This window comes from Pedobacter sp. MC2016-05 (assembly GCF_026239735.1).
Taxonomy (GTDB): domain Bacteria; phylum Bacteroidota; class Bacteroidia; order Sphingobacteriales; family Sphingobacteriaceae; genus Pedobacter.
In genome coordinates this window covers 17568-44035 of the sequence record NZ_JAPIVT010000012.1, presented here as the reverse complement: position 1 = coordinate 44035, position 26468 = coordinate 17568, and the positions used below count along the sequence as shown (strand labels likewise).

Genomic DNA, 26468 nt, shown 5'->3' with positions numbered 1-26468 from the left:
CGGCCTCAAACGAAGTTTAAACTAAAGTAATCTATTATCCCATTCAAAATTTTCAATTGAATATATAGCTACCTTATTTAAAAAATCAGGGTGTTTGGTATTTATTAAATAATTGTACTCGTTTTGAACCAATGCGGATGGAACTTTCAATAATAAGCTCTTATTATTTTTGTACCAGTCAGACCCAATCTCCTGTAGTCGAGGATAAGATTTCACGCTCTTCCAATCTGTGGGTAAATTCTTTAATTGGATTTCTGAAACATCACCTTTATCTGCATTTACCTTAATCGATAAGAGTTTGTATTGATGATCAATATTAATTGCGCTTCGATGGGCAATCAATTCTAATGCAGATAATGCTATGGAACTGCCTGTATAGATTATAAACTCATCATCTCTATTCCATCTGTTTGCAATACCAGACGCAACCAACCTATTGGCGTATTTTTCTTTTCTAATGTTATAAATTAACATAGTTAAACATTTTCACCATATTCAAGAGCCGACAATCTGTTATCAATAAATTTTATCCCTGAAACAGTATCTAGAAATGAAGTTGGAGCTTTATTATCCAATAAGTGGTTTTTCATAGAGAGCCACTTCTCGAAATTATCGGTATCTCCAAATACCTCTATGCCGTGTTTATATAATGAAATAATTAATACAATGTGTTCTTTAATATTGCCTTTTAGTATTAAATCGGTATTTTTTTTATAATTCCTAAATGTTCTTGGTGTAATGCTTAACCAATCAGATAAGATAGTATCATTAAGTCCGATCATACTATCTAAAGTTTTGACAAAATCATTATCAAATTTACTTTGTACGGTGTAGAAATAAATTTTTGAAAAATCATTTAAAGTCGGAATCTCCTCTAAAATTTTCTGTTGTCTTTTATCTAAAGTTGCGATCGACATATATGCAAATGTTTGTTTTAAATATACGGAATTATTTCTTTTAATATAGGGAAAAATTTCTTTCTTATGTGTTTTAAGCCGAATACAATATTTTTTTAAATTATTATCAAATAAAAACTTTAAATTAAAATAAACTAATTAAACCTCGAGTGCAATCCTTAGTCAATAGAGTGCTTTCAGATAAATCGATCGTTTTTGAAAAAGTTAACATACATCAATAACAAACATTCTATCTTAAACTTATATTTGCAAAATAAATTAAAAAATCAAACATGAAATTAAAAATCTCTTCCATCCTTTTGTTAGTTGCAGTTGTGTCATTATCAGCTTTTACAACTATTAAACCAGTTACTTACACTGTAGATGCAGCAAAATCAACCATCACCTGGATTGGTAAAAAAGTAACAGGTTCTCACAACGGAACTATCGCTTTGCAATCAGGAACTTTAAATGTTGATGGCAAAAAAGTAACAGGTGGTACTTTCACAATCGATATGAATTCTATTAAAGATGCTGATGGCAGTGCGAAATTAGAAGGTCACTTAAAAGCAGACGATTTCTTCGGAACGGCGAAATATCCAACTTCAACTTTCGTAATTACCAAAGTTGCTGGAAACAATGTAACAGGTAACTTAACCATTAAAGGTATTACCAAACCAGTAACTTTCCCTGCAACTATTTCTGTAAATGCAGATGGAACTGTTTCTGCTTTAGCTGGTAAAATCTTAGTGGATAGAACTAAATATGACATTCGTTACGGTTCAAAATCTTTCTTCGATAGCATTGGCGACAAAGCAATTGATGATAACTTCGAAATCGGCGTGAAATTAGTAGCTAAGAAATAAAACCTCCCAACCCTCCTCTGAAAGTGAGGACTTTAAAAAGAAAGGTCTCGATTTTATCGGGACCTTTTTTTGTTATCCTCATAGCGAGTTACGAAGCAATCCTTGCACGCCTGTAGTAGACTTTTTATGAATTCTATCTTGGTTCTGGAAAGCAATTGCGGTATAATTATTAAAGTTTATTCCCGCCATTCGCTACAATCTTTTTCAAACCTATAAGGTTTTTAAAACCTTATAGGTTTAATCAAAAGTATTTTCACTGCAATGAAATTTATTGCCAAGCGGTTTTTGCCGGCTTTAATCCTTTTACTTTAGCTTTTAAGCTTTCAGCTTTGGTCTTTAAGCTTTTCCTGTGACTAGTTTTTTCGACTTGCATTTCATTGCCGTTGGCTTCAGCCAACGGATAACAATTCAATTATCTTATCCTAAACCCGCCGTCAATTTCATCAACAAAACCCGTAGCCTGATCTTTGCTGTGGTAAAATAAACATTCCCAGTTTTCAGCAGCAGCTCTTTTTCCAAATTCCTTTCGTAATTCCATTGCTTTGCGGCCATCGAAATCGTATTTGGCAATGAAGTTTTTAATCAGTTCTCCAGGTTCTGGCAATACATCGCCTCCAAAAAAAACTTTCTGATTCCCCTCAGTTAATAGAAAAACCTGGTGGTTTGGGCAATGGGCACCTGTAAATTCAAATGCAATAGTTTCATCCAGATTTCCATCGCCTTCTACAAATTTCAGCTGTGCATTACGTTGCAGGTATTCGAAAATATCGGTGTGGTAAGAGCTTGATGTACTGCTAAATGCCGTTTCCCATTCGCCACGATTGATTACATATTCTGCATCCGGGAAACTGAGCTCTGTTTGATCGCCTAATTTGTGAATCATTCCACCAGAGTGATCGTAGTGCAAATGCGACATCAAAACCTTGGTAACATCTGTTGGGTCAAACCCAGCATTCCGGATGTTTTTGTGTAAAATCAGTTCGCCATGGTCATCACTGAAACCTAAACCGGTATCAAAAAGGACTAAATCATTCTTAAGTTCTACCAGAAAAGGTTGGACGTTGATAAACAACGAAGCCGGGCGATCTTTATAGTTGTGAATGGATGAATCAAACGGTATGAATTTTTTTGAGGCATCTACAGAATAGGTGCCTTCGAATAAGGTATGAACTTGCAAAATGTAGAGATTTAAATTAAAAAAGTATATTTACTGTTCGGAAACAAATATAATGGAAAAAAGATGGGTGCTGACATCAAATTGTAATGATGACACGGTAAAGAAATTAGCAGAACAACTCAATATAGATCAATCGCTTTCACAAATTTTAGTTCAACGCAATGTTTGTGATTTTGACCAGGCAAAGTATTTTTTCAGGCCTGATTTAAATCATCTTCACGATCCATTCTTGATGAAAGATATGGATAAAGCCATAGAAAGAATCGAAAATGCATTAGCAACTCACGAAAAAATTCTGATCTACGGTGATTATGATGTTGATGGAACCACATCGGTAGCATTGGCTTTTAGTTTCTTTTCTCAACTCACAAAAAACATCGAATACTATATTCCGGATAGGTACCAGGAAGGATATGGAATTTCTACCGCGGGTATCGATTATGCAAATGAGAACGGATTTTCTCTGATTATTGCTTTAGATTGTGGTATAAAATCCATCGATAAGGTTGATTATGCAAATGGCTTAGGAATCGATTTTATCATTTGTGATCACCATTTACCTGGTGATGAGTTGCCAAAGGCAATAGCGGTTTTAGATCCAAAAAGATTGGATTGTGAGTATCCGTTTAAAGAATTGGCAGGCTGCGGGATAGGCTTCAAACTGGCACAAGCCTATGCTCAAAAACATCATCTTCCAACAGAAACCTACCTGCAGTATCTTGATTTGGTAATGGTAAGCATTGCCGCAGATATTGTTCCGGTAGTTGGCGAAAATAGAATTTTAGCTTATTATGGGTTAAAAAAATTAAATACCAATCCATGTGAGGGCTTAAGGGCTTTAATGGAGGTTTCGGGTAAAACTGAAAATTACACCATCACGGATGTTGTTTTTACTTTGGGTCCGCGGATAAATGCCGCAGGCCGTATAGATCATGCAAAACATGCCGTAGCGATGTTGCTTTGCCAGGTAGATGGAAATTCTTCAGAGCAGAGTGAACTAATAAACCTGAAAAATACAGAGCGCAAAACATACGATCAGGATATTACCCGGGAAGCATTGGCTTTAATAGGGGAAAGCGAGGTGCTTATTAACCGAAAAACCACTGTCGTATTTAACGAAAATTGGCACAAGGGTGTTATTGGCATTGTAGCTTCGCGGTTAACAGAAAAATATTACCGCCCAACAATCGTTTTGACTAAATCAAACGGCCATGTGGCAGGTTCTTGCCGATCAGTTGTAGGCTTCGATTTGTATGAAGCGTTAAGTGGCTGCGCTGATTTACTCGACCAATATGGTGGTCATAAATTTGCAGCTGGTTTAACCATGCAGGAGCAAAACGTTACCGCTTTTGCCGATAAATTTGAGGAAATTGTTTCTTCAAGTATCACTGATGAATTGTTAACACCGATGATAAGAATTGATGCAGAAATAGATCTTGCTCAAATTGACGGTAAATTTTATCGCGTATTGGCGCAAATGGGTCCATTCGGACCTGAAAACATGGCTCCGATTTTTATTACACATAACGTATACTCAGATCGGGTCGCAATGGCAGTAGGTGCAAACCACCTTAAAATAAATATAAAGCAACAAAATTCACTTATTTTTGAAGGCATTGGTTTTGGTCTGGCTGAATTTCAAAATCTCTTACAACCAAAAGTGCCATTTTCTGTTTGTTATACTATTGAAGAAAATGTGTGGCGAGATAAAAAGCGATTGCAGCTCAATATTAAAGGGATAAAGATAAAGGAGCAGGGATGAAAGAACAAGGATAAAAGAGCAAGGATAAAGGAGCAAAGCGTAAAGAATAAAAAGTAAAGATCAAAGAGAAAAGACAAGACTTAAGAATGAGGAATGAACAGCCCAATCTTTATTCATTGATCTTTGTTCTTTTATCTAAAAATTGATAAAGAATGATATTAAGAGCCGAAAATCTGGTAAAAAAATATAAGCAACGCACTGTTGTAAACGATGTTTCATTTAATGTGAGTCAAGGGGAAATTGTGGGTTTGCTTGGCCCGAATGGCGCCGGTAAAACGACTTCTTTTTACATGATTGTAGGTTTGATTAAGCCAAATGAAGGTCGCATTTTCTTGGAGGATGAAGATATTACGGAAGATGCCATGTACCGCAGGGCACAGAAAGGTATCGGCTATTTGGCCCAGGAAGCTTCTGTTTTTAGAAAGCTAACCGTTGAGGATAATATTCTTGCCATTCTAGAAATGAGTAACCTGACCAAAGAAGAACAGAGAGACAAGCTTGAAGAATTGATCAATGAGTTTAGCTTACACAAGGTTCGGAAAAACCGAGGCGATTTATTATCAGGCGGAGAGCGTAGAAGAACCGAAATCGCCCGTGCTTTAGCGGCAAACCCGAACTTTATTCTCTTAGATGAACCATTTGCCGGGGTAGATCCAATTGCTGTGGAAGAAATTCAAAGCATTGTTGCAAAACTAAAACATAAAAATATTGGTATACTAATAACCGACCATAATGTACAGGAAACGCTTTCCATTACTGATAGGGCTTATTTGCTTTTCGAAGGAAAAATTTTAGAGCAAGGTGTTCCGGAGGTTTTGGCAGAAAACGAAATGGTAAGGAAAGTATATTTAGGGTCTAACTTCGTATTGAAACGCAAGAAATTTGATGTTTAAATATTAACTGCAGAGATATAGGATAGACACATTTTTAATATTTGAAATCCCATTGAAAAAAAATGAACGTAAATAAGAGTATTTTGAGAATTGATGATAAATCTGGTTCATTGCCAGATCTGTGTTTATCTGTGGAAAAAAATAAAGCATGGCAATCGTAAATTCAATTTTTACCTGGTTAATGAAAAAGCGGATCCATCAGATCGAGCTTTTTATGAAATATCCACACGATGTTCAACAAGAGTGGTTTCATACTTTAATTGATAGTGCAGAAAATACAGAATGGGGTAAGTTATATGATTACAAATCTATTTTAACCCCGCAACAATACCAGGAACGGGTTCCCATTCAAAACTATGATACATTAAAGCCATTTATTGAAAGAATGCTGGCTGGCGAACAAAATATTTTGTGGCCATCAGATATCAAATGGTTTGCCAAGTCATCTGGAACTACAAGCGATAGAAGTAAATTCATTCCTGTTTCGGCAGAAAGTTTGGAAGAGTGCCACTTCAAAGGTGGTAAAGACATGCTTTCCATCTACTGCAATAATCGCCCAGACAATCAAATGTTTACCGGAAAAGGTTTAGTGCTTGGTGGTAGCCATCAGGTGAATCAACTCAATGAAGACTGTTTTTATGGCGATTTATCAGCAGTATTGATTAAAAACCTGCCCATCTGGGCTGAGTTTTACCGCACTCCCGATATGTCTATCGCATTGATGGATAACTATGAAGTAAAAATGGATAGGATGGCAGAGGCTACTATTCATGAAAATGTAACCAGTATTTCAGGCGTACCAACCTGGACCATTGTTTTGGCAAAGAAGGTTTTAGAACTTACCGGCAAAAATAATTTATTGGAAGTATGGCCAAATCTGGAAGTTTATATCCACGGCGCCGTAAATTTTGCCCCATATCGTGAGCAGTTTAAACAGCTCATTCCATCCAACGAAATGTACTACCTGGAAACCTACAATGCTTCTGAAGGATTTTTTGGAATCCAGGATCAGGATGATTCTGATGAAATGCTATTAATGCTTGATTATGGTATTTTCTATGAGTTTGTTCCGCTGGAAAACATTGGAGAAGATAATCCAAAAGCACTTTTATTGGGTGAAGTTGAATTGCATAAAAATTACGCGATTATAATCTCAACGAATGGTGGTTTATGGCGCTATATGATTGGCGACACTATTCAGTTCACCTCACTTTCTCCTTATCGGATAAAAATTACTGGTCGTACGAAACATTTTATAAATGCTTTTGGCGAAGAAGTAATTATAGATAATGCTGAACAGGCCTTGACAAAGGCTTGCCTTGCCACTGGTGCCGAAATTAGGGATTACACTGCCGGTCCGATTTATTTTGAAGGTGAGAAAGCCGGAGGTCATGAATGGATTATCGAGTTTGACAAACAACCAAGCGACTTTGAAAAGTTTATCGATGTAATGGATAGTACTTTGCGTGAGGTAAATTCTGATTATGATGCCAAACGATTTAAAGATATGGCTTTGTGTAGGCCTACAGTGCATAACGCACCAGCCAACACCTTTTACAATTGGTTAAAAAGCCGGGATAAATTGGGCGGCCAGCATAAGGTTCCGCGTTTGGCCAATGAGCGAAAATATATTGATGATATTCTTGAGATGATGAACGCATCAGCAGCTTAAAATATGATGAGTGCTAAACAACTGATATTGAGTTTGTTTTTTCTGGCCTCTTCAGGTTTAAAAACATTTGTCCAGATTAGTGAGAGTAAGAAAGCAAAAGTCGCTTATAAAATTGTAGAAACCTCGCCCAGATGTAAACAACTTACTAAAGGCTTGTTCGAAAGGATAAAGAAAAATGGAGGAACATCTTATGGTGTAATGTTAGAATCTAGCCCAAATCCTAAAACAGATCCTTCCCAAAGCTATTCCAAAACCTATGATTTTAACTTACACGAAAGCTATCGTGACCGGATGCCCATCATTGCCAGATTCATCTTTGATCCTGTAAAAAGGCAGTTGTTTGAAGAAGACACTGCAAATGATAAGCTGGTGCCGATTTCCTTCGATAAAAAATTGCTTTTATTGTTTGATCAAAAATAATTGAAGCTGACTATTTATTTAAATAGCATATGGTTTAACTTTTTTGGACGTTAATTTGTAAAGCATTATTTATGAGATTTAACAGGAAGAGAGTTTTAGATTTTTTTAAGAAATCTGAAAACAGAGCAACGTTGATTTTGAACGACAAATCTAAAGCAAGTGGCACAATTAAAGATGCTTTGGGCAAAGCCATAAATAATAAAAGCGATCTTGATGGGGTTTGGACTAAAATGGTTTTGCTATTTGGCGTGGCAAAAGATTATGTAAACGGCGACTATACCGAAATCCCAAAAAGATCTATCGTTGCTATTTTGGGAGGAATTATATATTTTCTTTCTCCTTTGGATATCGTTCCGGATTTTGTTCCACTTTTAGGTTTTATGGACGATATTTTTGTACTTAATTTAGTATATAAACAAGTTTTAAAAGACCTGGAAAAGTACAAAATATGGAAAGATGCTCAACTGAAAGTTATCGGCAAATTAGATGATCCTTCAACAACTTAGTTTTATCGATTGGCTAAGCCACCATCTTTTAGCTTGCCCTTTCAAAAGCTATTTCGGTTATGATTGCCCGGGTTGTGGTTTGCAGCGGTCTATAGTTTCACTTCTGGAAGGCGATTTCCTTGCTTCATTTAAGTATTATCCGGCCACCATTCCTTTAATTTTCATCATCATCTTTACCGCATTTCATTTAAAATTCGATTTTAAATTGGGCGCTTCTGTAATAAAATTCGCATTTTTAGGTATTGCAGCAATTGTGTTTATAAACTACATTTACAAAATATATACCCATCAACTTATCGCTTGACTATGTCAGAAGAACAGCAAAATCCGCCACAAAATAATCCAATTGATTTAAATAAACCAGAACAACCTAACACTCCTCCTTCTGGTTTTGGACCAATAACTCCACCACCTTTTCAGCAACCACCTCCATTTGGTCAATTCGGTGGAATGGGCGGTCAGCAAAATCTTCCAAATGCTACGGTAGCTTTAGTTTTAGGGATTTTGGCGCTTCCGGCATGTTGTTTCTATGGCATTTTCGGTCTAATATTTGGTATCATTGCCTGGGCACTTGGTGGTAGCGATGTAAAAAAATATCATTTAAACCCAACCATGTATACTGAATCATCATTTAAAAATGCTAAAGCAGGTAAAATCTGCGGGATGATTGCGACGATATTGAGTTTACTTTTTATTATCTTCTTCGTGTTAATTATAGCTGGTGCCATTACCCACCCAGAGGCTTACGATAGATTTTTCAAAGGATTTAACTAGGTGCTAATTTTACCTTAAAAATATAAATTGGATGGTGCATACCATCCGATTTTCTTATTTTTGTACCATTCAAATTGTAAATAAAAACTAACGATAATGTATCCAGAATATTTAGTAGAACCAATGCGTAAGGAATTAACTAACGTAGGTTTTCAAGAGTTAAAAAACGCAGAAGATGTTGACCAAGCCATTAAAGGCGAGGGCACTGTGTTGGTTGTAGTGAATTCGGTTTGCGGTTGTGCCGCGGCTAATGCCCGGCCTGCAGCAAGAGCAGCAGCAGCTCACGAAAAACATCCAGATAAATTGGTAACAGTTTTTGCCGGAATGGAAAAAGAAGCTGTAGATCAGGCTAGAAATTACATGATGCCTTTTCCTCCGTCATCTCCTGCAATGGCCTTATTTAAAGATGGTAAATTGGTTCATATGATCGAGCGTCATCAAATTGAAGGTCGCCCTGCACAAATGATTGCAGATAACCTGATTGGCGCTTTTGAACAATATTGCTAGTTAGGAACAAGGATAAAAGAGTAAGGATTAAAGATTCAATGTCTATAAATCCTTGCTCTTTTATTTTACCAGCTTTTTTAGCTTTTGGATCTTTGTTCTTTGTTCCTTGCTCTTTAATTTTTGTTCTTTTCTCTTAAAAATCTTTATTAAGCAATTTCTCCAGCTCTCCGAAAGAAACATTCATTCTCACTCGTCCTTGTTTGGCATAAGAAATTTCTCCTGTCTCCTCTGAAATAATTACCGCTACTGCGTCAGTAGTTTCAGACACACCAATACCAGCCCGGTGTCTTAACCCAAATTGAGAAGGCAGTTGGTCGTTATCTGTTAAAGGCAAAATACAACTGGCACTTTTAATTTTATTTTCCGAAATCACAACAGCGCCATCATGCAACGGACTGTTTTTTTGAAAAATACTTTCCAGGAGCCTTTTCGAAATTTTCGCATCAACAACCTCACAGCTATTGGCAAAAAATTGTTCGTCGTAAAATTTTACAAACACAATCAACGCCCCTGTACGAGTTTTTTTCATTGTTTTACAGGCATCGATAATGGGTTTTATCCGGGTTAAATTATTCCGCTCAATTTCCTTGCGGCCAAATAAGTAACCCCACCAAGCTTTATTTTTTTGCAGAAATGCATTTTTGCCGATAAGCAAAAGAAAACGTCTGATTTCAGGGTGAAAAATAACAATCAGCGCAATGATCCCAACGCTCATAAATTTCTCTATGATGGTAGTGAGTAATTCCATGTGAAGGGCCTTTACTATCCAGTAAAAAACTGTGATAATAAACATGCCGACCAATAAGTTTACCGCCAACGTATTGCGTATCAGTGTGTAAACGTAGTAAATCAATATTGCAACAAGTACAATGTCTACTACATCTGTTGGCGATACCTTAAGAAAATCAAAATCAAAACCTTTCATCAGTCACAAGATACTAAAACAGTTATCAGTTTACAATTTTCAGTATGATATGTGAGATTAACCCTGAAGCCTTTCGACCAATTTCACACATTCAACAGCTTCCTTTACATCATGAACCCTTAATATTTTAGCTCCTTTTTGCAAAGCAATGGTATTTAAAACCGTGGTGCCGTTTAATGCATCCGCTGCAGTTGTCCCCAATACTTTATGAATCATACCCTTCCTTGAGAAACCAACTAAAACCGGGAGTTTAAATAGTTTGAAAGCTTCCATTTCCTTAAGCAATTGATAATTGTGTTCGAGTGTTTTTCCAAAACCAAAACCTGGGTCAATAATTAGGTCGTGTATCTTAAGTGCTCGAAGTTGGGCCACTTTCTTAGCCAGATAATCTACGACTTCTAAGGTTACATTTTCGTAATGAGGGTTTTGATGCATGGTTTGTGGTGTGCCCTGCATATGCATCATCATGTATGGAACTTTTAGCGTGGCTACCATTTCGAACATTCCCTCGTCCAGATCGCCAGCAGAAATATCATTGACAATGTGTGCCCCAGCATAAACAGTTTCTTCGGCCACTTTGGCTCTAAAAGTATCGATAGAAATAACTGCTTCCGGAAGCATGGTTGAAATGGCCTCAACTACTGAAACAGTGCGATATAACTCTTCTTCAATTGATACATCAGCAGCTCCGGGTCTCGATGAATATCCGCCAATATCAATAAACGTAGCGCCTTCTTTCAAAAATTTTTCTGCTTTGGAAAGCGCTTCATGAATTGATTTGGTTCTGCTTTCACCGAAAAAAGAATCTGGGGTAATGTTTAGTATCCCCATCACTTTAGGCTCACTTAAATCAATTATTCGTCCCTTAGCGTTTATACTTTGCTGGGCTTCTAAAAAGTTTTTTTCTGACATAATAAACCCTTTCGGGATTTGGGTTTCGCTATAAAAATGTATCTTTAGCTTTTGTTCAATCTAGACAAAAATACACTAAAACTAATAATTTATTGATTTTGATACAAACAAATACTGCTGAAGAATTTGATGAAGTGATCGCGGTTTGCAGATCTTTATTTCTAAAAAAAACAAAGGATTATGGAACGGCCTGGCGTATTTTAAGGTTAAGTTCAATCACTGATCAGATTTTTATCAAAGCACAACGCATCCGCACTTTAGAGGAGAAAAAAGTTAGTCTGGTAGGCGAAGGCATCATCTCTGAATATATTGGAATTGTAAATTATTGCGTTATTGCGATGATGCAAATGGAGTTATCGGAAACTGACCCAAATGAAATGCCTTACGGCGAGGTTGAACTCCAATTCGATGCAAAGATTGAGGAAACCAAAAACCTGATGTTTGCAAAAAACCATGATTATGGCGAAGCCTGGAGAGACATGCGGATCAGTTCTTTAACTGATTTAATATTGATGAAGGTTTTTCGCGTAAAGCAAATTGAAGACAACGAAGGCCAAACACTTGCTTCAGAAGGTGTAAAAGCAAACTATCAGGATATGCTAAACTACTCCGTGTTTGCATTAATTAAACTAGGCGTAAAGTAGATGAAGAATATAATCTTAAATATTTCAAGAATTTTCGTTGGTGTTCTCTTTATATTTTCAGGTCTAATAAAGGCTAACGATCCATTGGGTTTCGGCTATAAGTTGCAGGAGTATTTTGAAGTTTTCCATCTAAATTTTTTGAGTGGTGCAGCAACAGGGATTGCGATTTTGCTCTGCACACTTGAGATTATACTTGGCGCACTGCTTCTTTTAGGTTTCTGGAGCAGAAAAGTGGCCTGGGGTTTACTTGTCCTTATCATTTTTTTTACCTTACTTACTTTCGTATCAGCTGCATTTAAGGTGGTTACCAGTTGCGGTTGCTTTGGCGATGCCATACCGCTTACACCGTGGCAGTCGTTCAGTAAAGATTTAATTTTGCTCGCTTTGATATTGGTTATTTTCTTCAATAAACACCAAATTAAACCAGTTTTTACCAAGCCAGCTATTCAGCGAAATATTGCAATCCTCATCATGCTCGTGGCTTTAGGTTTTGGAATTTTCACTTATAACGTTTTACCGATAATAGATTTTTTACCGTATAAAGTGGGAGTGCACATCCCGTCTCAAATGATTATTCCGCCAGGCGAAAAACCAGATGAGTATGAAATTATGTATCATCTGGTAAATAAGAAAACCAAAGAAGAGAAGGATATGAGCGATAAAGCCTATCTAAAAACCGAAATTTGGAAAGATAATAATTGGGAAATCGTTGGTGAGCCGGTGCAGCGCCTGGTTAAAAAAGGCTATGAGCCGAAGATAAAAGATTTAAAAATTACTGATGCTTCCGGCACCGATTATACAAAAGAGCTCATTGAAAATCCATACTATACTTTGATTTTCGTTGCTTATGATTTAAAAAATGCCAACCAGGCTGCAGTTGGAAAGCTCAATGCACTGGCAATAAATGCGACGCAACAGTTTAATATTCGCACGGTTTTATTAACGGCAAATTCAGCTCAGGATGCAGAAGCGTTTATTAAAAAGAATAACCTTTTCTCAGAGGTTTTTTACGCTGATGCTGTTCCATTGAAAAGCATGGTGCGGGCAAACCCAGGAATTCTGTTACTCAAAAATGGCGTAGTGATTAACAAATGGCACTATCACAATGTGCCTACCTTTGATCAACTGAGCCGAAAATATTTCGATAGATAATGATTGCATATGCTATAAAAAAACTGATGTATGGCTTGCTGGTAATGGCGGGCGTAGTATTGGTTGTTTTTGTACTCTTTAATATTTTGCCGGGCGATCCGGCCCGGATGACGATGGGTCAGCGAGCTGATGTTCAATCGCTGGAAGCAGTGAGAAAGGAATTTGGTTTAGATCGTTCAAAGCCCATGCAATTTGTACTTTATGTAAATGATCTTTCACCGATAAGCATTTTGGACAATGATAGTGTAACTCAAGCCAAATATCATTACGCCAAATTAATCGGATTCGATCAAAAAGCAATGGTATTAAAGTGGCCTTATCTGCGAAGCTCTTACCAGACTAAACGCGATGTAACGGCAATTTTATCAGAAACCGTTCCAAATACCTTTGTATTAGCGCTTACCGCAATGATTTTTGCGACCATTATTGGTGTGTTTTTAGGCGTATTGTCTGCCGTTTACAAAGATTCATGGATTGATAAAGCTGCCAATGCTTTCGCCATTCTGGGTATTTCGGCACCCTCTTTCTTTGCCGGAATCATCATAGCCTGGCTTTTTGGTTTCGTATTAAGCGACTATACGGGTTTGAAAATGAGCGGAAGCCTGTATTCTTACGATCCTTTTAGTGGAGAAATTTTAACACTAAGAAATCTTTGGTTACCAATGATTACGCTGGGTTTGAGGCCACTTGCCATCATTGTACAGCTTACCAGAAGCGCTATGCTTGATGTTTTAGCACAGGATTATATCAGAACAGCAAGAGCCAAAGGACTAAGTAAAAACGCAATCATTTACAAACATGCTTTAAAGAATGCTATGAATCCGGTAATTACCGCCATTTCGGGTTGGTTTGCTTCATTGCTTGCCGGTTCTTTCTTTGTAGAATATATTTTTGGCTATAATGGTTTAGGCAGAACTACTGTAACTGCGTTAGAAATGTCAGATTTTCCAGTAGTCATGGGCTCTATCTTATTTATCGCTTTTGTGTTTGTGGTAATCAATATTCTGGTAGATATACTTTATGCTTACGTTGATCCAAGAGTAAAATTGGCTTAGCGCCCAACCCCCCGAAGGGGGAACCGCAGGCGAGATGGAAATAGCGACAACATAAAAAAGAAATAAAAAATTAAACATTATATATGGCTGATGAAAATTCAGGGTACGATAAAAAGGAGAAGTCCCCTTTAGGGGATTTAGTGGTTAGCAATTCAAATTCCCATTTAAGGGCTGAGGGATTAATTTTCCTCATTGGATATATGGGTTGCGGTAAAAGTACCAAAGCAAAACAGTTGGCGCATCGGTTAGAATGTCCTGTTGTTGATCTGGATGCTGAAATTGTAAGCAAATCAGGCAAAACGATCGCCGAATATTTTATAGAATTTGGCGAAAGTGGGTTTAGGAATTTTGAAAGTGAGATGCTTAAAACTTTTGATTATCCTAAGACTTGTGTGGTTGCAACAGGTGGCGGCTTGCCTTGCTTTTTCGATAATATGGATTGGATGAATGCCAACGGAACAACGGTTTACCTCCAAATGGAACCTGCAGCTCTGGTTTCACGACTACATAACCGCCAAAAACGACCATTGATTAAAGATTTGAACGATGAAGAGCTTTTAGCTTTTATTGAAGTAAAGTTAGAAGAGCGCAACCCTTTTTACATGAAGGCTAGAATAATTGTCGATGCTTTTGATCTGGATGCTGAGCAATTGGAAGAAACAATAAAAAATAAAATTAGCTAATTGGCTTATTTATTAATTAGCTAATTCGTTAAATCCTGATCTATTATTTTAGCCGAAAGTAGTGCCAACGGAATTCCACCTCCTGGGTGAACACTACCGCCGCAAAAATAAAGCCCCTTTATTGTAGAACTAAAATTTGCATGCCGCAGAAATGCAGCAAACTGGTTATTTGAGCTATTTCCATATAAAGATCCCTGATAAGATCCGGTTTTGGATTCTATGCTTCTTGGGTCCAGGATTTGCTCAGCTACGATGAGCTCACCAATATCAACTTTTAAAATCCTCTTTATTTTATCGGTGATATTTCGCCTGGCAGTAGCGATCAACTCCTCCCAGTTTTGGCCAACGTTTGCAGGAACATTAATCATCACAAACCAATTTTCACAGCCATCAGGAGCATCCGTTTTAATGTATTTTGAAGTGATATTGATGTAAATTGTTGGGTCAGCGTAAATGGTCTTGTCTTTCCAAATGGTATCAAACTCAGCTTTGTAGTCTCCCGCGAAAAGGATATTGTGCAAATCCAGTTCTGGGTAACTCCCTTTAACTCCCAAGTAAAAAATTAAGGCAGAACTGCTCCGTTCCTGAATTAATAATTTTTCCGGCGCTGGAAAATTCTTTAGTAAGTTCCGATAGGTAAACCAAACGTCGAGGTTAGAAATAACCACTCGCGCAGCACTTTTTTGTTCGTTGCAAATGATGCCTTCAACCACTAACGTTCCATTCTTTTTGGTATAAACAACTTCGCTTACTTTGGAGTTAAAATGAAATTTAACACCCAGATCTTCTGCTAGCTTTACCAATGAAGTCGTAATGCTGTACATTCCTTTTTTTGGAATAAAAGCGCCGAAATGATATTCGAAATGCGGTATCACATTTAAAGTCGCAGGTGCCCGATACGGGTTTGAACCGTTGTAAGTAGCGTATCTGTTAAAAAGCTGTACAATTCGCTCATCTTTAAAAAAGCTTTGGTTTGCCTTTGCCTGGGTTCTAAAAGCATCGATTTGTCCGAAACGAAAAACCGATTTAAGCGTATCCCAGTGCAAATAACTTTTGATCTTATGAAGTGATCTTTGTAAAAATACTTTATTCGTGACTTCATAAATGGTTTTACTTTTTCTAAGAAACTGATGGATTTCTTTGGCATCAGATTTTGTTTTCGCTTCAATTTCCGCGGCGAATTTATTTGCGTCAGTATGCGCAGTTAGCCGTAAACCATCTTCATAAAAATATCTGCAAACTTCATCCAGGCGTTCGTACTCAAAATAATCTTTCGGGTTTTTCCCGGCCAGCTGGAAAAGTTCATCCACATATTGTGGCATGGTAAACAAACTCGGACCGGCATCAAACCTAAAACCTTGAAAATTGATTTCAGCGAGTTTTCCACCAGCATAAGCATTGGCTTCGAAAACCTCTACATCAAAACCTTTTACAGCATATCTAATTGCAGAAGCTATTCCTGCAATTCCTGCTCCAATAACAATGGCTTTTTGCTCAGGCATCTTACTTCAACTCTTCGAGATAAACTTTTGTTTGGTTCTCAATTTCATTCGTTGCAAACTTTATTGTCGAACCTACACGGGTGGTTTCAGCTTTAACTGGCATTTTATTAATAGTGGCCAAGGCGTCAACGTACCATTTGCTCCATACTTCTAAAATGTGTTTTTCATCGGCTGCCGATTTTCCTTCAGTTATTGCTTTTTTACTGAGTTCGAATTCCGTTTTTAAACGAATCAATGCATCAGATTTAACTTGTTTAACGGTGGTTAGAGCGGTATTTTCATCTGCAGAAATTAGGGTGTAAGCTGCGGTTAATCCGCTAATGCCTACGTTTTTCATTTCCGTTGGAGAAACTTTGTCTAATCGGTCATTATCTGTATGGTAAAATACATCGGTGAAGTGCCACATCAGCAATCCTGGAATTTTGTTTTGAAGAAATGGGGTGTGATCACTTCCTCCTTCAAAAGGATTGTAATTTACCGTCCAGTTGGCAAATTTTCCTTGAGCTTTGCAGATATCAAAAATAAAATCGTTGAAATAATGTGGAAACAGGTTCTTCTCCGAAACTTCGCCAGCGCCCCATTCAGTATGTTTATCTATTCCTCTCGTCCAAATGGCTGATGGGTCAGGCATTTTTTCGATCAAGAATGATCCGCCTGTTTTTTTGGTATCCTCGCCAACCATATCTAAACTCATTCCCCACATAATGCCTTTTGCCCGGGTGGTATCTTCAACAATGTATCGCTTTGTCGATACAATTTCATCGCCCCATAAAAAAGTTAGGGTTCGTTGTGGTATAAGTTTTTTCGTTTGATAAAGTTCGGCTGTTAGTCTGGCCATTTCGGCTAATGTGCCTACGCCACTCGCATTGTCGTTAGCACCAGGTTCTTGCACATGCGCACTGAAAACGAATCGTTCATTAGCTTTCACTGCGCCTCTTACATTTGCTACAATTGTTAATTCTTCCGAAGGATAGATTTTGGTTTGAATATTAACTTTCAACTTTGTCGAACCTTTTAAACAAGCCGCCTTAAGTTTCTCTTTGGCAGCATAAGATAAAAGTAAAGTCCAAACTTCACTATCGGCCTTCATACTCCCAAATTGTATGGAGGTTTGATGTACTTCTGGTTGCGTATATTTCGGCATGGAATAGCCAAGAACACCAATTGCGCCTGCTTTTGTTGCAATAGCCAATAATCGCCCTGGATGATTCTCAGAAAAAATAATTTTCCCTTGAAGATCCAGCTTTTCTAACTCAGGCGGTTTTAAATTATTTACCAATATCACATCTGCCGTAACGCCACCAAGAGATGTAGATTTGCAGTTTATAGGAATCATGTTCCGGTTGGTTTTAAAAGAAATTAACGGCTGCTGTTCTCCAAGAATTTCTACACTCGCATCTATAGGTTCCCAGGTATTGTTTTTGAGCGGTCGCTTTTCAATTCGGTAGGTCAGGGGTGCCTCTAATTCGTTTTGTGTTTCTGCAACAAATCCCGCTCTTTTAAGAATGTTTTCTACATAATAAATACTTGCATTGAAGCCGCTATTTCCAGGAACGCGAAAATATTTCTCAATAAAAGCTGTGGTTTCGTAAGCGTTTTTTTCTTTGAAACCATTTCTGGTTAATATGAAATAGCCGTCAGTAGTATTTTGAGCAAATCCTGCCAATCCCGCAAGAAGAAGAGCGAAAAGTATCCTTATTTTCATTTCGAATTAAAAGGTGAAATATACTAAGAATATTCAGTTGTGACTAAAATTGTTCTCCGCTTTGCAGCTAAAGGCCTGCCACATGAATAAAATCTGAAGCACAAATAAACTTTTAACCAACTGATGTAAAATTAACATAAAGTTAACTAATACCGTTATGGTTTTCGGTATGAATTTTGTATTATTGTGTAAATAGATAGGTTTTTTATCATGAGCAAAGAAATATTAGAGTTTTCTGTATTGGTAGATGAAAAGTTCGACCTAAAATTTAATTGGCTTGAAGGTTTCTGGGAAACCGCATTTAAAATTTTTGGGAAATAATTTTTTCAAATCAAATTTTCTAAAGTAACAGTTCCTGTTCAAGTGGAATGTTGCACCCCTGTGTCTAGGTTTTTCTGGCTTTGACCTTTCTATCTTCAACCTTTAGCCTCTTTTTTCTATCTTTGCAAAATAATGAGTAGAAGAAAACCAGGTACGGTAACAATAGTTCCAAACGTACATATAATTGATATTGCTGAAGAAGGAAAAGGTGTAGGCAAAGCCGATGAGTTGGTTATATTTGTTGATAAAGCCGTTCCAGGCGATGTGGTCGACGTTCGTTTAACTAAAAAGAAAAAGAATTTTGCTGAAGCAGTTATTGATCAATTGCATGAGAAATCAGCATTGCGCACCGATCCTTTTTGTCCTCATTTCGGAACTTGCGGCGGTTGCAAATGGCAACACATGGGTTACGATTCGCAATTGAAGTTTAAGCAGAAAAATGTGGAGGCAGCTTTACAGCGACTGGGTAAGATAGATACTTCCAATGCTGAGCCTATTTTAGGTTCTGTTAAAAATAGATATTACCGCAATAAGTTAGAATTTACTTTTTCGAATAAACGTTGGTTAGAAAGAACCGATGTGGAGCGGGATGAAGATTTTGATATGAATGCACTGGGTTTTCACGTTCCTTTGCGGTTTGATAAAATTTTGGATATTCAACATTGTTATCTGCAAGATGAACCATCAAATTCCATCAGGAATTCCGTACGTAAATTTGCTTTAGAAAAAGGATTATCGTTTTATGATTTACGTAATCATGAAGGGGTTTTAAGAAATCTGATCATTCGTACTTCTAGCACAGGAGAGGTGATGGTTGCAGTGGTATTTGCTTATCCTGAACAAGAGCAGATTGATGGCTTAATGAACTTCCTGAAAACAGAATTTCCTCAAATTACCTCACTTCTGTATATCATCAACCAGAAGAAAAATGATACTATTTTTGATCAGAACGTCAATGTTTTTGCTGGTCGCGATCATATTTTCGAAGAAATGCCTTCTGGTTTGCCAGGAGAGGAAGCTATCCGCTTCAAAATTGGGGTGAAATCTTTTTACCAGACCAATTCGGAACAAGCTTTCGAATTGTATAAGATTACAAGAGATTTTGCAGGGTTTAAAGGCGATGAACTGGTTTACGATTTATATACCGGAGCCGGAACCATTGCTAACTTCATTGCTAAACATGTAAAACAAGTGGTTGGGGTAGAATATGTGCCAACAGCCATCGAGGATGCTAAATTCAATGCGCAATTGAATGGAATTGATAATATCATTTTTTACGCTGGCGATATGAAAGACATTTTAACTTCAGAATTTATCTTGACTCATGGTAAACCTGATGTAGTGATTACCGATCCGCCAAGAGCAGGGATGCATGCAGATGTGGTGCAGCGCTTGCTGGAGATGGAATCGGAAAAAATTGTATATGTAAGTTGCAATGCAGCAACCCAGGCCCGAGATTTGGAACTGTTAAGCGCTAAATATGACGTTGCCCGAATCAAGCCCGTTGATATGTTTCCACATACGCAACACGTAGAAAATGTAGTTCTGTTGAAATTAAAAGGATAGAATTGGTGTATGATAAATGACTGAATGTGAAGATTGCTTGTTAAAATTCATTCAATCAAACATTCAAAATTCAACATTAAAAATGGATAGAGAAGAATTATTAAGTGCAACACCAGAAGATAGTGGACAACCGCAGAAAAAGCAGGAGAGTCCTCTGGTAAGTTTAGAAAAGGACCTTGAATTTTATGCTGATGCCATTAAAGAAGTTTCAATAGAAATTATGGTGGAGGGAATTTCTGCGCATCCAATTTTTATTGCACATCAACATGAGGTTAATATTGGAGAGTTAATTCTAAATAAAGAAGAGTTGAATACAGATTGGACAATACAAGCCTCTACTTTGGAAGAATTCGTAGAAAAAGGGATCATTAAGAAAGATAAAAAGGAAGCTTTTTTAAAGGTTTACAAGAGGCCCGAAGATTTTATGTGCGTATTTGTAGTGGTACCCGAAGGCGCTAATTTTATCTATTATCCTTATAAAAAGGGGTAGAGGGTTAAGGTGTAAGGATTATTATAGATGTGTTGAATTAAAATCTAAAATCAGTTTTAAAAAAGAGCCGCTTTGCATCCACAAAGCGGCTAATTTTATCATTAACTAAACTAAGTTCTTAATTGACGTGGTGTACATCGCCACTTTTTGACTTTGAGGTTTTCTTCAAAGAAGCATTTCCTTTATAACTCACATCGCCACCGCCGCTGGCTGAAGCTTCTAAACCTTTATTTACATATAAGTTTACGTCAGAACCCCCTGAGGCTTGTACCTTGGCATAATCCGTAACAAATTCGTAAGCATCAATGTCGCTTCCGCCGCTTGATTGAATGCTCATATTTTCAGCTTTTCCTGTTAAATCGATATCGCTACCACCGCTAGATTGGATGGTTAAATCCTTACAAACTACATTCAGCTTCAAATCTGATCCGCCAGAAGATTGGATAGCCAACTTATCGGTTTTTAGCTGATTTTGAGTGAAAACATCAGATCCACCTGAAGCCGCTAAAGCGTTTAAGGTTTTATAATTCACATAAGCCTTAATTATTCGGTTTTTAAACATCCCGCTCCAGTTAATCCCATCCTTAAATTTGATAGAAATGTTACTGCCGTTTTGTTCAACAATAAGATCTTTCAGGGTTTCTGCATCCGATTTTATGGTAACTGCTTCACTACCGCCTTGAGTTAAATACAAATCTATGCCACTACTTACTCCGACACTGTTAAAGTTTTTTACGGGATAATTTTTTGACTCTTGTGCCTTTGCCATATAGCTCATCACTATAATGAACAAAAAGGCGGATGATTTAATTAATGACTTCATGGGTTTTGTTTTTGGTTATTGATTAGACGCATCCATAGCCAAAACGTTGCAAGCAATCGAAATTATTTTTCAAATAGTTTGAATTTCAGCCTTAAAATCGTTCTTTTTGTATTCAACCTTTTTATACAATGGCATCGCAACTACTTATTCTTAATAAAAAACAAATCCAACAAAAGATAGATCGTATCGCTTACCAAATTTTAGAAGATAATTTGAACGAAAAAGAGATTGTACTGGCTGGAATTTGGGATCGGGGATATAAACTTGCGCTTCGTTTAGAAAAGGTTTTGAAGAAAATTTCCCCTTTTAAGCTGACTTTGTTACGTATTGATTTACAGAAAGAGAGCAGTAGGCTAATTGCCAGTACCGATTTGGATGAAAGTTATTGGAAAAATAAGGTGGTAATTATTGTTGATGATGTGCTCAATAGTGGTAAAACACTGGCCTATGGCCTTGGTGTATTCCTCAATACGCCACATAAAAAAATTCGTACGGTAGTTTTAGTAGATAGAAGTCATAAAATTTTCCCGATAGCAACTGATTTTGTTGGCTTAGAATTAGCTACGATTTTAAAAGAACATGTAGATGTGGTAATGGATGTAGAAGGCGAAGAGGATCGGGTTTACTTAAGTTAATCTTTATCCCTTTCATATTCTCTTTAATCATTAATATCTCACACTCCAGTTTGCAATTCACCTCAATTTTTTGCAACTTTCATGCATGTATCAGCCCAAAAAGAATACAATCATTTTTAATTTTTTTTCCTGGTATATTCAATTCATCATCAGGAAAGATTTTGCCGCATTTAAATATGATGAAGCAGCATTGGATACAGCGTCTTCTATTCTAATTCTGAGTAATCATTTCAGTTGGTGGGATGGTTTTTTTATATTTTATCTCAATAAGAAAGTTTTCAAGAAACAATTTTATGTGTTGGTTAATGCTGATAACTATAAAAAAGTTGGGTTTTTAAAATACCTCGGAGCCTTTGCGCCAGAAACGAGGGGTAAAGATGTATTGGCCACACTTGATTATGCTGGTAAACTGCTAGATGATCCACAGAATTTGGTTCTTATTTTTCCGCAGGGGAAATTACATTCGAATCATGAAAAGACTGTCAAATTTGAAAAAGGAGTGATGCAGGTAATCAATGCCAGTAAAAAGAAGCTTAACGTTGTGTTCGCCGCAACATTTATTGACTATTTTTCAAAACGAAAACCTTCTGCTTATACTTATCTGCAAAATTGGACTAACGAAGAGTATGTAAGCTTGCAGTTATTAAAAAGCGAATACAATAAACATTACTATCAGTCGCTTGTTAAACAAACACAAATTACTGAATGACAATTTTTATTTACGCAGTTTTAATTTTCCTGGTGATTAGGTTTTCGGTCACGGTATTCAACTTTTTGTCTAATCCGAAGCTGCCACGAACAGTTAAGCACTATCACGATAAGGTTTCGATGCTCATTCCTGCAAGAAATGAAGCTGAAAATATAGTTCTTTTGCTAGAATCTATTCGCAACCAGGATTATAAAAATTATGAGGTAATTGTTCTTGATGACGATAGTACCGACGATACCTACAACTTAGTTGAAAACTTCGCCAATAAGAATCAAAATTTCAGGGTTGTTAAGGGCAAAGTGCTTCCAACGGGATGGCTGGGAAAAAACTACGCTTGCTATCAGCTGGCTGAATTAGCTACTGGAAAATATTTTTTTTTCCTCGATGCAGATGAATCAATAAAACGTGGATTGATAAATAGCTTAATTGAACGAATGGAGGTTGGCCAACTAGCATTGCTGAGTGTTTTTACCAATCAGGTAATGAAAACACTTGGCGAAAAACTAACCGTTCCATTAATGCATTTTATCCTGTTAAACTTACTCCCACTGCGGTTGGTTAAATTCTCTGCCAATCCGGCTTTTGCCGCGGCCAGTGGACAATGCATGTTTTTCAATGCTAAAAACTACCACGAAAATCAGTGGCATGAACAGGTAAAGAAACAGGTTGTAGAGGATGTAGAGATCATAAAATTGGTGAAACAATCAAATTACACAGCAGAAGCACTCTTAGGTAACCAGCTGATTCATTGCCGCATGTATAAAAACCTTGCTGAGTGCCTTTCCGGCTTTAGTAAAAATTTGCTTGCAGGTTTTGGTAATAACATTTTAATATTACTAATTTACCAGCTTTTGGTAATTGTAGGGCCAATCATATTGTTGTTTAACTTTAACTTTGATCTGCTTGCCTTGCCAATAACATTAATCATTTTAAGTAGAATGATGATCTCTTATTTATCAGGACAAAATGTTTTTATAAATTTGATTTTACATCCTTTACAGATGTTATTGTTTTTGGTAATATCACTAATCTCTATAAAAAAACACATTCTTAAACAAGGCACATGGAAGGGCAGAACGATCAAAGCGATTTAAAAATTAAAAGAATTGCAGTTGCTATTATTGTTATATTCCATTTGGTAGGGATGATTGGCTTTCTGATTCCAGCTACCCAACCCTATTTTACTCGATTGGTTCCGTTCCATTTGTTGTTGATGTTTGCTGTGATTATTTTTTCTTACAATGCAGATGTCAAACGTTTACTGCTATTCGTTTCAGGCGTTTTCCTCAGTGGCTATTTAGTAGAAGTTTTAGGCGTACACACGGGTAAAATTTTCGGATGCTACTATTACGGAGATACATTAGGCTATAAAATTGCAGCAGTTCCACTATTGATGGGAGTTAACTGGGTGATTTTAATTTTCAGCATCGGCCAGATGATGAAAAACTTTAAGGTTAGAAATACCATTATCGCATCATTACTTGGTGCTGTGGCGCTGGTAACACTCGATTATTTTATTGAACCCGTAGCCATGAAATTTGATTATTGGCACTGGGACCTGCACGAAATTCCGGGACAGAACTTTGTGGCTTGGTTTATCGTTTCTGTGATATTGCTTAAGTTTTACTATGCCTTAGGTTTAAAACAACAGAAATATATTGGTGTTACTATGTTTGCTTCGCAATTAATTTTTTTTGTTGTTTTATACATGACAACCGGAACAAATATTTTTGCTTAATTTTGTGAAGTTATTTAAGTAATTTTATATTATGGAAACACTAATCGTACAGCCTAAGAATAAAAAGCAGCTTTTGGTTATTGAGGCGTGTTACAAGCATTGAATGTAACTTTTAAAAAAGAGAACAGCTATAGTCCTGAATTTATAATTGAAATAGCCAAAGGGGAAGAGGATATAAAAAATGGACGTCTAACCAGGGTTAAGGATGTTCAAAATATATGGGGAAGTATTTTGTAGACATTACAGATCAAGCTAAAAGCAATTAACTGAGATACTTAAATAAGGAGATAAAGCTGCCATTAAAAAAAACCAGCAAATTTTTATAGAATTAAGTATTCATCCAGCATCAGGTGTAGGTAAACCTGAAAAATTAAAATTTGAATTTTCTGGCTATTGGTCAAGACAAATAAATAAAAAGATAGGTTAGTCTATAGAATCGATGAAGAGATTATTACTGTATTTGTAATTTCTGCTAGAGGACATTACCACGATAAATAACTAATCCTGAGATAAAATGAGCAATTTAAACTTACAGGTCAATATCGATAAATCATCAGGCTTTTGCTTCGGCGTGGTTTACGCCATAGAAATGGCCGAAGATATTTTAGAAAGTGAAGGCTATCTGTATTGCCTTGGCGATATTGTCCATAACGACGAAGAAGTTGAAAGGTTAACTAAAAAAGGGTTGAAAATCATCGATCATGATGTTTTGAAAAACCTTAAAAATGAGAAAGTTTTAATTAGGGCGCATGGCGAGGCACCTTCAACGTACCAATTGGCTTTAGAAAATAATCTAACCCTTATCGATGCTTCTTGTCCGGTTGTATTAAAATTACAAAACAGGATTAAAAACTCTCATGATGATGACGAACAAGTTTTGATTTTTGGGAAACACGGTCATGCTGAAGTGATTGGTCTGCAAGGCCAGACGGATGGAAAAGCAATTGTTTTCCAGGATTTAGCAGAACTTGATCAGGTAGATCTGCCTTCAAAATTTACCCTTTATAGCCAAACTACAAAGAGTACTGATAAGTTCTATCATATTAAAGATGAACTCATATCCAGAGGTTATGAAGTTAAAGCAAATGATACCATTTGCAGACAAGTATCTAACCGTTACGAAGAATTGGAAAATTTTGTAAGTAATTATGATAAAATCGTTTTTGTTTCGGGTAAAAAATCATCCAACGGAAAGGTGCTTTATGATGTTTGCAAAAAGTATAATGATAATTCCTATTTCGTTTCCAATGTAGAGGAGGTGGATCAAAACTGGTTTGCAGCAAATAATAAAGTGGGGATTTGTGGCGCTACATCAACTCCAATGTGGTTAATGGAAAAGGTAAAGGTTGCATTGGAGCACTACTAATTCAAATTTTTAGATAACCTTTTTGAATGTTAACTGTTTAAATTATTGCAGTTCAGCTATAAATCATACTAAAGGTATCCTCGTGGGAAAAAATCAAAGCTCGTTTCTTGGTGTAATAGTAGCTTCTATCGTAATTTTATGCTGGTTTATTTCGTTGTATTTTCTTTTGAGGTGGGATTTCAATTGGAACAATCCATTAGTCTATATAATGATTTTTGTACAAATGCACTTATACACCGGTTTGTTTATCACGGCTCATGATGCAATGCATGGTACTATATCTGCAAATAAAAACATCAATAATTTTTTCGGCTATTTATCGGTATTTCTTTACGCAGGTTTTTTCTACAATAAACTCTACTCAAAACACCACAATCATCATAATCACGTTCACACGGTCAATGATCCTGATTTTGCACCTCATGGTTTTTGGAAATGGTATTTTAGCTTCATGATGAACTACGTTACCATTATTCAGTTGGTTATCATGGCGGTTGCTTTCAATGTTCTTCAAATCTGGGTGAAACAAGAAAATTTGCTGCTTTTTTGGGTATTGCCATCGTTGCTCAGCACCTTTCAACTTTTCTATTTCGGTACTTACGTACCTCATAAAGGTGAACATGACAACGAGCATCATGCATCAACCTTGCAAAAAAATCATTCTATAGCTTTTATTACCTGCTATTTTTTCGGTTATCATTTAGAACATCATCAGAAGCCGCATATGCCTTGGTGGCAATTGTACAAAACCAAATAAATTCAGCAAAGG

32 protein-coding genes are annotated in these 26468 nt (G+C 36.7%); 24 read left to right on the top strand and 8 right to left on the bottom strand.

Features of this window, described 5'->3' with window-relative positions; translation table 11 throughout:
* Positions 1-21: 21 nt before the first annotated feature.
* Both OQZ33_RS15415 and OQZ33_RS15410 read right to left on the bottom strand, forming a co-directional pair.
* Positions 22-474: an RES family NAD+ phosphorylase gene (locus OQZ33_RS15415; protein ID WP_265799977.1), complete on the bottom strand. Its 453-nt coding sequence runs from the start codon at positions 472-474 to the stop codon at positions 22-24.
* A 2-nt stretch (positions 475-476) separates the two neighbouring features.
* Positions 477-917, bottom strand: coding sequence for an MbcA/ParS/Xre antitoxin family protein (locus tag OQZ33_RS15410; protein WP_265799976.1), 441 nt, complete (start codon positions 915-917; stop codon positions 477-479).
* Between the two features lie 272 nt (positions 918-1189).
* Here OQZ33_RS15410 and OQZ33_RS15405 point away from each other — a divergent pair, with 272 nt between their 5' ends.
* A complete protein-coding gene (locus OQZ33_RS15405; protein WP_265799974.1) occupies positions 1190-1762 on the top strand; it encodes a YceI family protein in 573 nt (190 codons plus the stop codon).
* Positions 1763-2174: 412 nt separating this feature from the next.
* Here OQZ33_RS15405 and OQZ33_RS15400 read toward each other — a convergent pair whose 3' ends face one another.
* The gene (locus OQZ33_RS15400) at positions 2175-2939 is read right to left on the bottom strand and encodes an MBL fold metallo-hydrolase (protein ID WP_265799972.1); all 765 of its coding nucleotides are present in this window, start codon (positions 2937-2939) and stop codon (positions 2175-2177) included.
* 52 nt (positions 2940-2991) lie between these two features.
* On the opposite strand from OQZ33_RS15400, the gene recJ reads away from it, so the two are divergent.
* The 8 genes from recJ (at position 2992) to OQZ33_RS15360 (ending at position 9473) form a co-directional block, all read left to right on the top strand.
* On the top strand, positions 2992-4701 hold the full coding sequence (recJ, locus tag OQZ33_RS15395; RefSeq protein WP_265799971.1) for a single-stranded-DNA-specific exonuclease RecJ: 1710 nt from the start codon (positions 2992-2994) through the stop codon (positions 4699-4701).
* 152 nt (positions 4702-4853) lie between these two features.
* Positions 4854-5594, top strand: coding sequence for an LPS export ABC transporter ATP-binding protein (gene lptB, locus OQZ33_RS15390; protein WP_056851974.1), 741 nt, complete (start codon positions 4854-4856; stop codon positions 5592-5594).
* Between the two features lie 148 nt (positions 5595-5742).
* Entirely contained in the window at positions 5743-7266 is a 1524-nt protein-coding gene (locus OQZ33_RS15385) for a GH3 auxin-responsive promoter family protein (RefSeq protein ID WP_265799970.1), read from the top strand.
* A gap of 3 nt (positions 7267-7269) precedes the next feature.
* The gene (locus OQZ33_RS15380; RefSeq protein ID WP_265799968.1) at positions 7270-7686 is read left to right on the top strand and encodes a hypothetical protein; all 417 of its coding nucleotides are present in this window, start codon (positions 7270-7272) and stop codon (positions 7684-7686) included.
* A gap of 71 nt (positions 7687-7757) precedes the next feature.
* Positions 7758-8192 (top strand): YkvA family protein, encoded by a 435-nt coding sequence (locus tag OQZ33_RS15375; RefSeq protein ID WP_265799967.1) that lies wholly within the window; start codon positions 7758-7760, stop codon positions 8190-8192.
* Complete coding sequence (locus OQZ33_RS15370; RefSeq protein WP_265799966.1) at positions 8173-8496, top strand: DUF2752 domain-containing protein; 324 nt, start codon at positions 8173-8175, stop codon at positions 8494-8496. Before OQZ33_RS15375 ends, OQZ33_RS15370 begins: the two co-directional genes overlap by 20 nt.
* A 2-nt stretch (positions 8497-8498) precedes the next feature.
* Entirely contained in the window at positions 8499-8966 is a 468-nt protein-coding gene (locus tag OQZ33_RS15365) for a CCC motif membrane protein (protein ID WP_265799965.1), read from the top strand.
* A gap of 96 nt (positions 8967-9062) precedes the next feature.
* A complete protein-coding gene (locus tag OQZ33_RS15360) occupies positions 9063-9473 on the top strand; it encodes a BrxA/BrxB family bacilliredoxin (protein WP_029275606.1) in 411 nt (136 codons plus the stop codon).
* 133 nt (positions 9474-9606) lie between these two features.
* On the opposite strand, the gene cdaA is transcribed toward OQZ33_RS15360, so the two are convergent.
* Both cdaA and folP read right to left on the bottom strand, forming a co-directional pair.
* On the bottom strand, positions 9607-10398 hold the full coding sequence (cdaA, locus tag OQZ33_RS15355; RefSeq protein ID WP_010602775.1) for a diadenylate cyclase CdaA: 792 nt from the start codon (positions 10396-10398) through the stop codon (positions 9607-9609).
* 57 nt (positions 10399-10455) lie between these two features.
* Positions 10456-11310 carry a dihydropteroate synthase gene (gene folP / locus OQZ33_RS15350; protein WP_265799961.1) on the bottom strand — a complete coding sequence of 285 codons (855 nt, stop codon included), beginning with the start codon at positions 11308-11310 and terminating at the stop codon, positions 10456-10458.
* Between the two features lie 101 nt (positions 11311-11411).
* Here folP and OQZ33_RS15345 point away from each other — a divergent pair, with 101 nt between their 5' ends.
* The 4 genes from OQZ33_RS15345 to OQZ33_RS15330 all read left to right on the top strand — a co-directional run bounded on the left by OQZ33_RS15345 (position 11412) and on the right by OQZ33_RS15330 (position 14844).
* On the top strand, positions 11412-11954 hold the full coding sequence (locus OQZ33_RS15345) for a DUF1599 domain-containing protein (RefSeq protein WP_265800071.1): 543 nt from the start codon (positions 11412-11414) through the stop codon (positions 11952-11954).
* Positions 11955-13106, top strand: a complete 1152-nt coding sequence (locus OQZ33_RS15340; RefSeq protein ID WP_265799960.1) for a BT_3928 family protein — start codon at positions 11955-11957, stop codon at positions 13104-13106.
* Positions 13106-14161, top strand: coding sequence for an ABC transporter permease (locus tag OQZ33_RS15335; RefSeq protein ID WP_265799959.1), 1056 nt, complete (start codon positions 13106-13108; stop codon positions 14159-14161). Before OQZ33_RS15340 ends, OQZ33_RS15335 begins: the two co-directional genes overlap by 1 nt.
* A gap of 83 nt (positions 14162-14244) precedes the next feature.
* On the top strand, positions 14245-14844 hold the full coding sequence (locus OQZ33_RS15330; RefSeq protein ID WP_265799958.1) for a shikimate kinase: 600 nt from the start codon (positions 14245-14247) through the stop codon (positions 14842-14844).
* A gap of 20 nt (positions 14845-14864) precedes the next feature.
* Here the strand turns inward: OQZ33_RS15330 and crtD are convergent, their stop codons facing one another.
* Positions 14865-16346 carry a 1-hydroxycarotenoid 3,4-desaturase CrtD gene (gene crtD / locus OQZ33_RS15325; protein ID WP_265799956.1) on the bottom strand — a complete coding sequence of 494 codons (1482 nt, stop codon included), beginning with the start codon at positions 16344-16346 and terminating at the stop codon, positions 14865-14867.
* Position 16347: 1 nt separating this feature from the next.
* Positions 16348-18051, bottom strand: coding sequence for a M28 family peptidase (locus OQZ33_RS15320; RefSeq protein ID WP_265799955.1), 1704 nt, complete (start codon positions 18049-18051; stop codon positions 16348-16350).
* A 210-nt stretch (positions 18052-18261) separates the two neighbouring features.
* Here OQZ33_RS15320 and OQZ33_RS24340 point away from each other — a divergent pair, with 210 nt between their 5' ends.
* From OQZ33_RS24340 to OQZ33_RS15305, 3 genes are all read left to right on the top strand, one after another.
* Positions 18262-18372 (top strand): hypothetical protein, encoded by a 111-nt coding sequence (locus OQZ33_RS24340; RefSeq protein ID WP_056851986.1) that lies wholly within the window; start codon positions 18262-18264, stop codon positions 18370-18372.
* 132 nt (positions 18373-18504) lie between these two features.
* The gene (gene rlmD, locus OQZ33_RS15310) at positions 18505-19938 is read left to right on the top strand and encodes a 23S rRNA (uracil(1939)-C(5))-methyltransferase RlmD (RefSeq protein WP_265799952.1); all 1434 of its coding nucleotides are present in this window, start codon (positions 18505-18507) and stop codon (positions 19936-19938) included.
* Between the two features lie 82 nt (positions 19939-20020).
* Positions 20021-20428, top strand: a complete 408-nt coding sequence (locus OQZ33_RS15305) for a hypothetical protein (RefSeq protein ID WP_265799950.1) — start codon at positions 20021-20023, stop codon at positions 20426-20428.
* Positions 20429-20546: 118 nt separating this feature from the next.
* Here OQZ33_RS15305 and OQZ33_RS15300 read toward each other — a convergent pair whose 3' ends face one another.
* Complete coding sequence (locus OQZ33_RS15300) at positions 20547-21251, bottom strand: head GIN domain-containing protein (protein WP_265799949.1); 705 nt, start codon at positions 21249-21251, stop codon at positions 20547-20549.
* Between the two features lie 128 nt (positions 21252-21379).
* On the opposite strand from OQZ33_RS15300, the gene OQZ33_RS15295 reads away from it, so the two are divergent.
* The 8 genes from OQZ33_RS15295 (at position 21380) to OQZ33_RS15265 (ending at position 26456) form a co-directional block, all read left to right on the top strand.
* Entirely contained in the window at positions 21380-21886 is a 507-nt protein-coding gene (locus OQZ33_RS15295; protein ID WP_265799947.1) for a phosphoribosyltransferase family protein, read from the top strand.
* Between the two features lie 85 nt (positions 21887-21971).
* Complete coding sequence (locus OQZ33_RS15290) at positions 21972-22595, top strand: 1-acyl-sn-glycerol-3-phosphate acyltransferase (RefSeq protein WP_265799945.1); 624 nt, start codon at positions 21972-21974, stop codon at positions 22593-22595.
* Positions 22592-23689: a glycosyltransferase gene (locus OQZ33_RS15285; RefSeq protein WP_265799944.1), complete on the top strand. Its 1098-nt coding sequence runs from the start codon at positions 22592-22594 to the stop codon at positions 23687-23689. Before OQZ33_RS15290 ends, OQZ33_RS15285 begins: the two co-directional genes overlap by 4 nt.
* A complete protein-coding gene (locus tag OQZ33_RS15280; protein WP_265799943.1) occupies positions 23659-24333 on the top strand; it encodes a carotenoid biosynthesis protein in 675 nt (224 codons plus the stop codon). The genes OQZ33_RS15285 and OQZ33_RS15280 overlap by 31 nt, the downstream gene beginning before the upstream one ends.
* An 87-nt stretch (positions 24334-24420) precedes the next feature.
* Positions 24421-24570, top strand: a complete 150-nt coding sequence (locus tag OQZ33_RS24525; protein ID WP_416338757.1) for a DUF2683 family protein — start codon at positions 24421-24423, stop codon at positions 24568-24570.
* Between the two features lie 61 nt (positions 24571-24631).
* Entirely contained in the window at positions 24632-24760 is a 129-nt protein-coding gene (locus tag OQZ33_RS24335; RefSeq protein WP_323670579.1) for a type II toxin-antitoxin system YoeB family toxin, read from the top strand.
* A gap of 87 nt (positions 24761-24847) precedes the next feature.
* On the top strand, positions 24848-25699 hold the full coding sequence (locus tag OQZ33_RS15270) for a 4-hydroxy-3-methylbut-2-enyl diphosphate reductase (RefSeq protein WP_265799942.1): 852 nt from the start codon (positions 24848-24850) through the stop codon (positions 25697-25699).
* An 82-nt stretch (positions 25700-25781) separates the two neighbouring features.
* A complete protein-coding gene (locus OQZ33_RS15265) occupies positions 25782-26456 on the top strand; it encodes a fatty acid desaturase (protein ID WP_265799941.1) in 675 nt (224 codons plus the stop codon).
* Positions 26457-26468 lie beyond the last annotated feature (12 nt).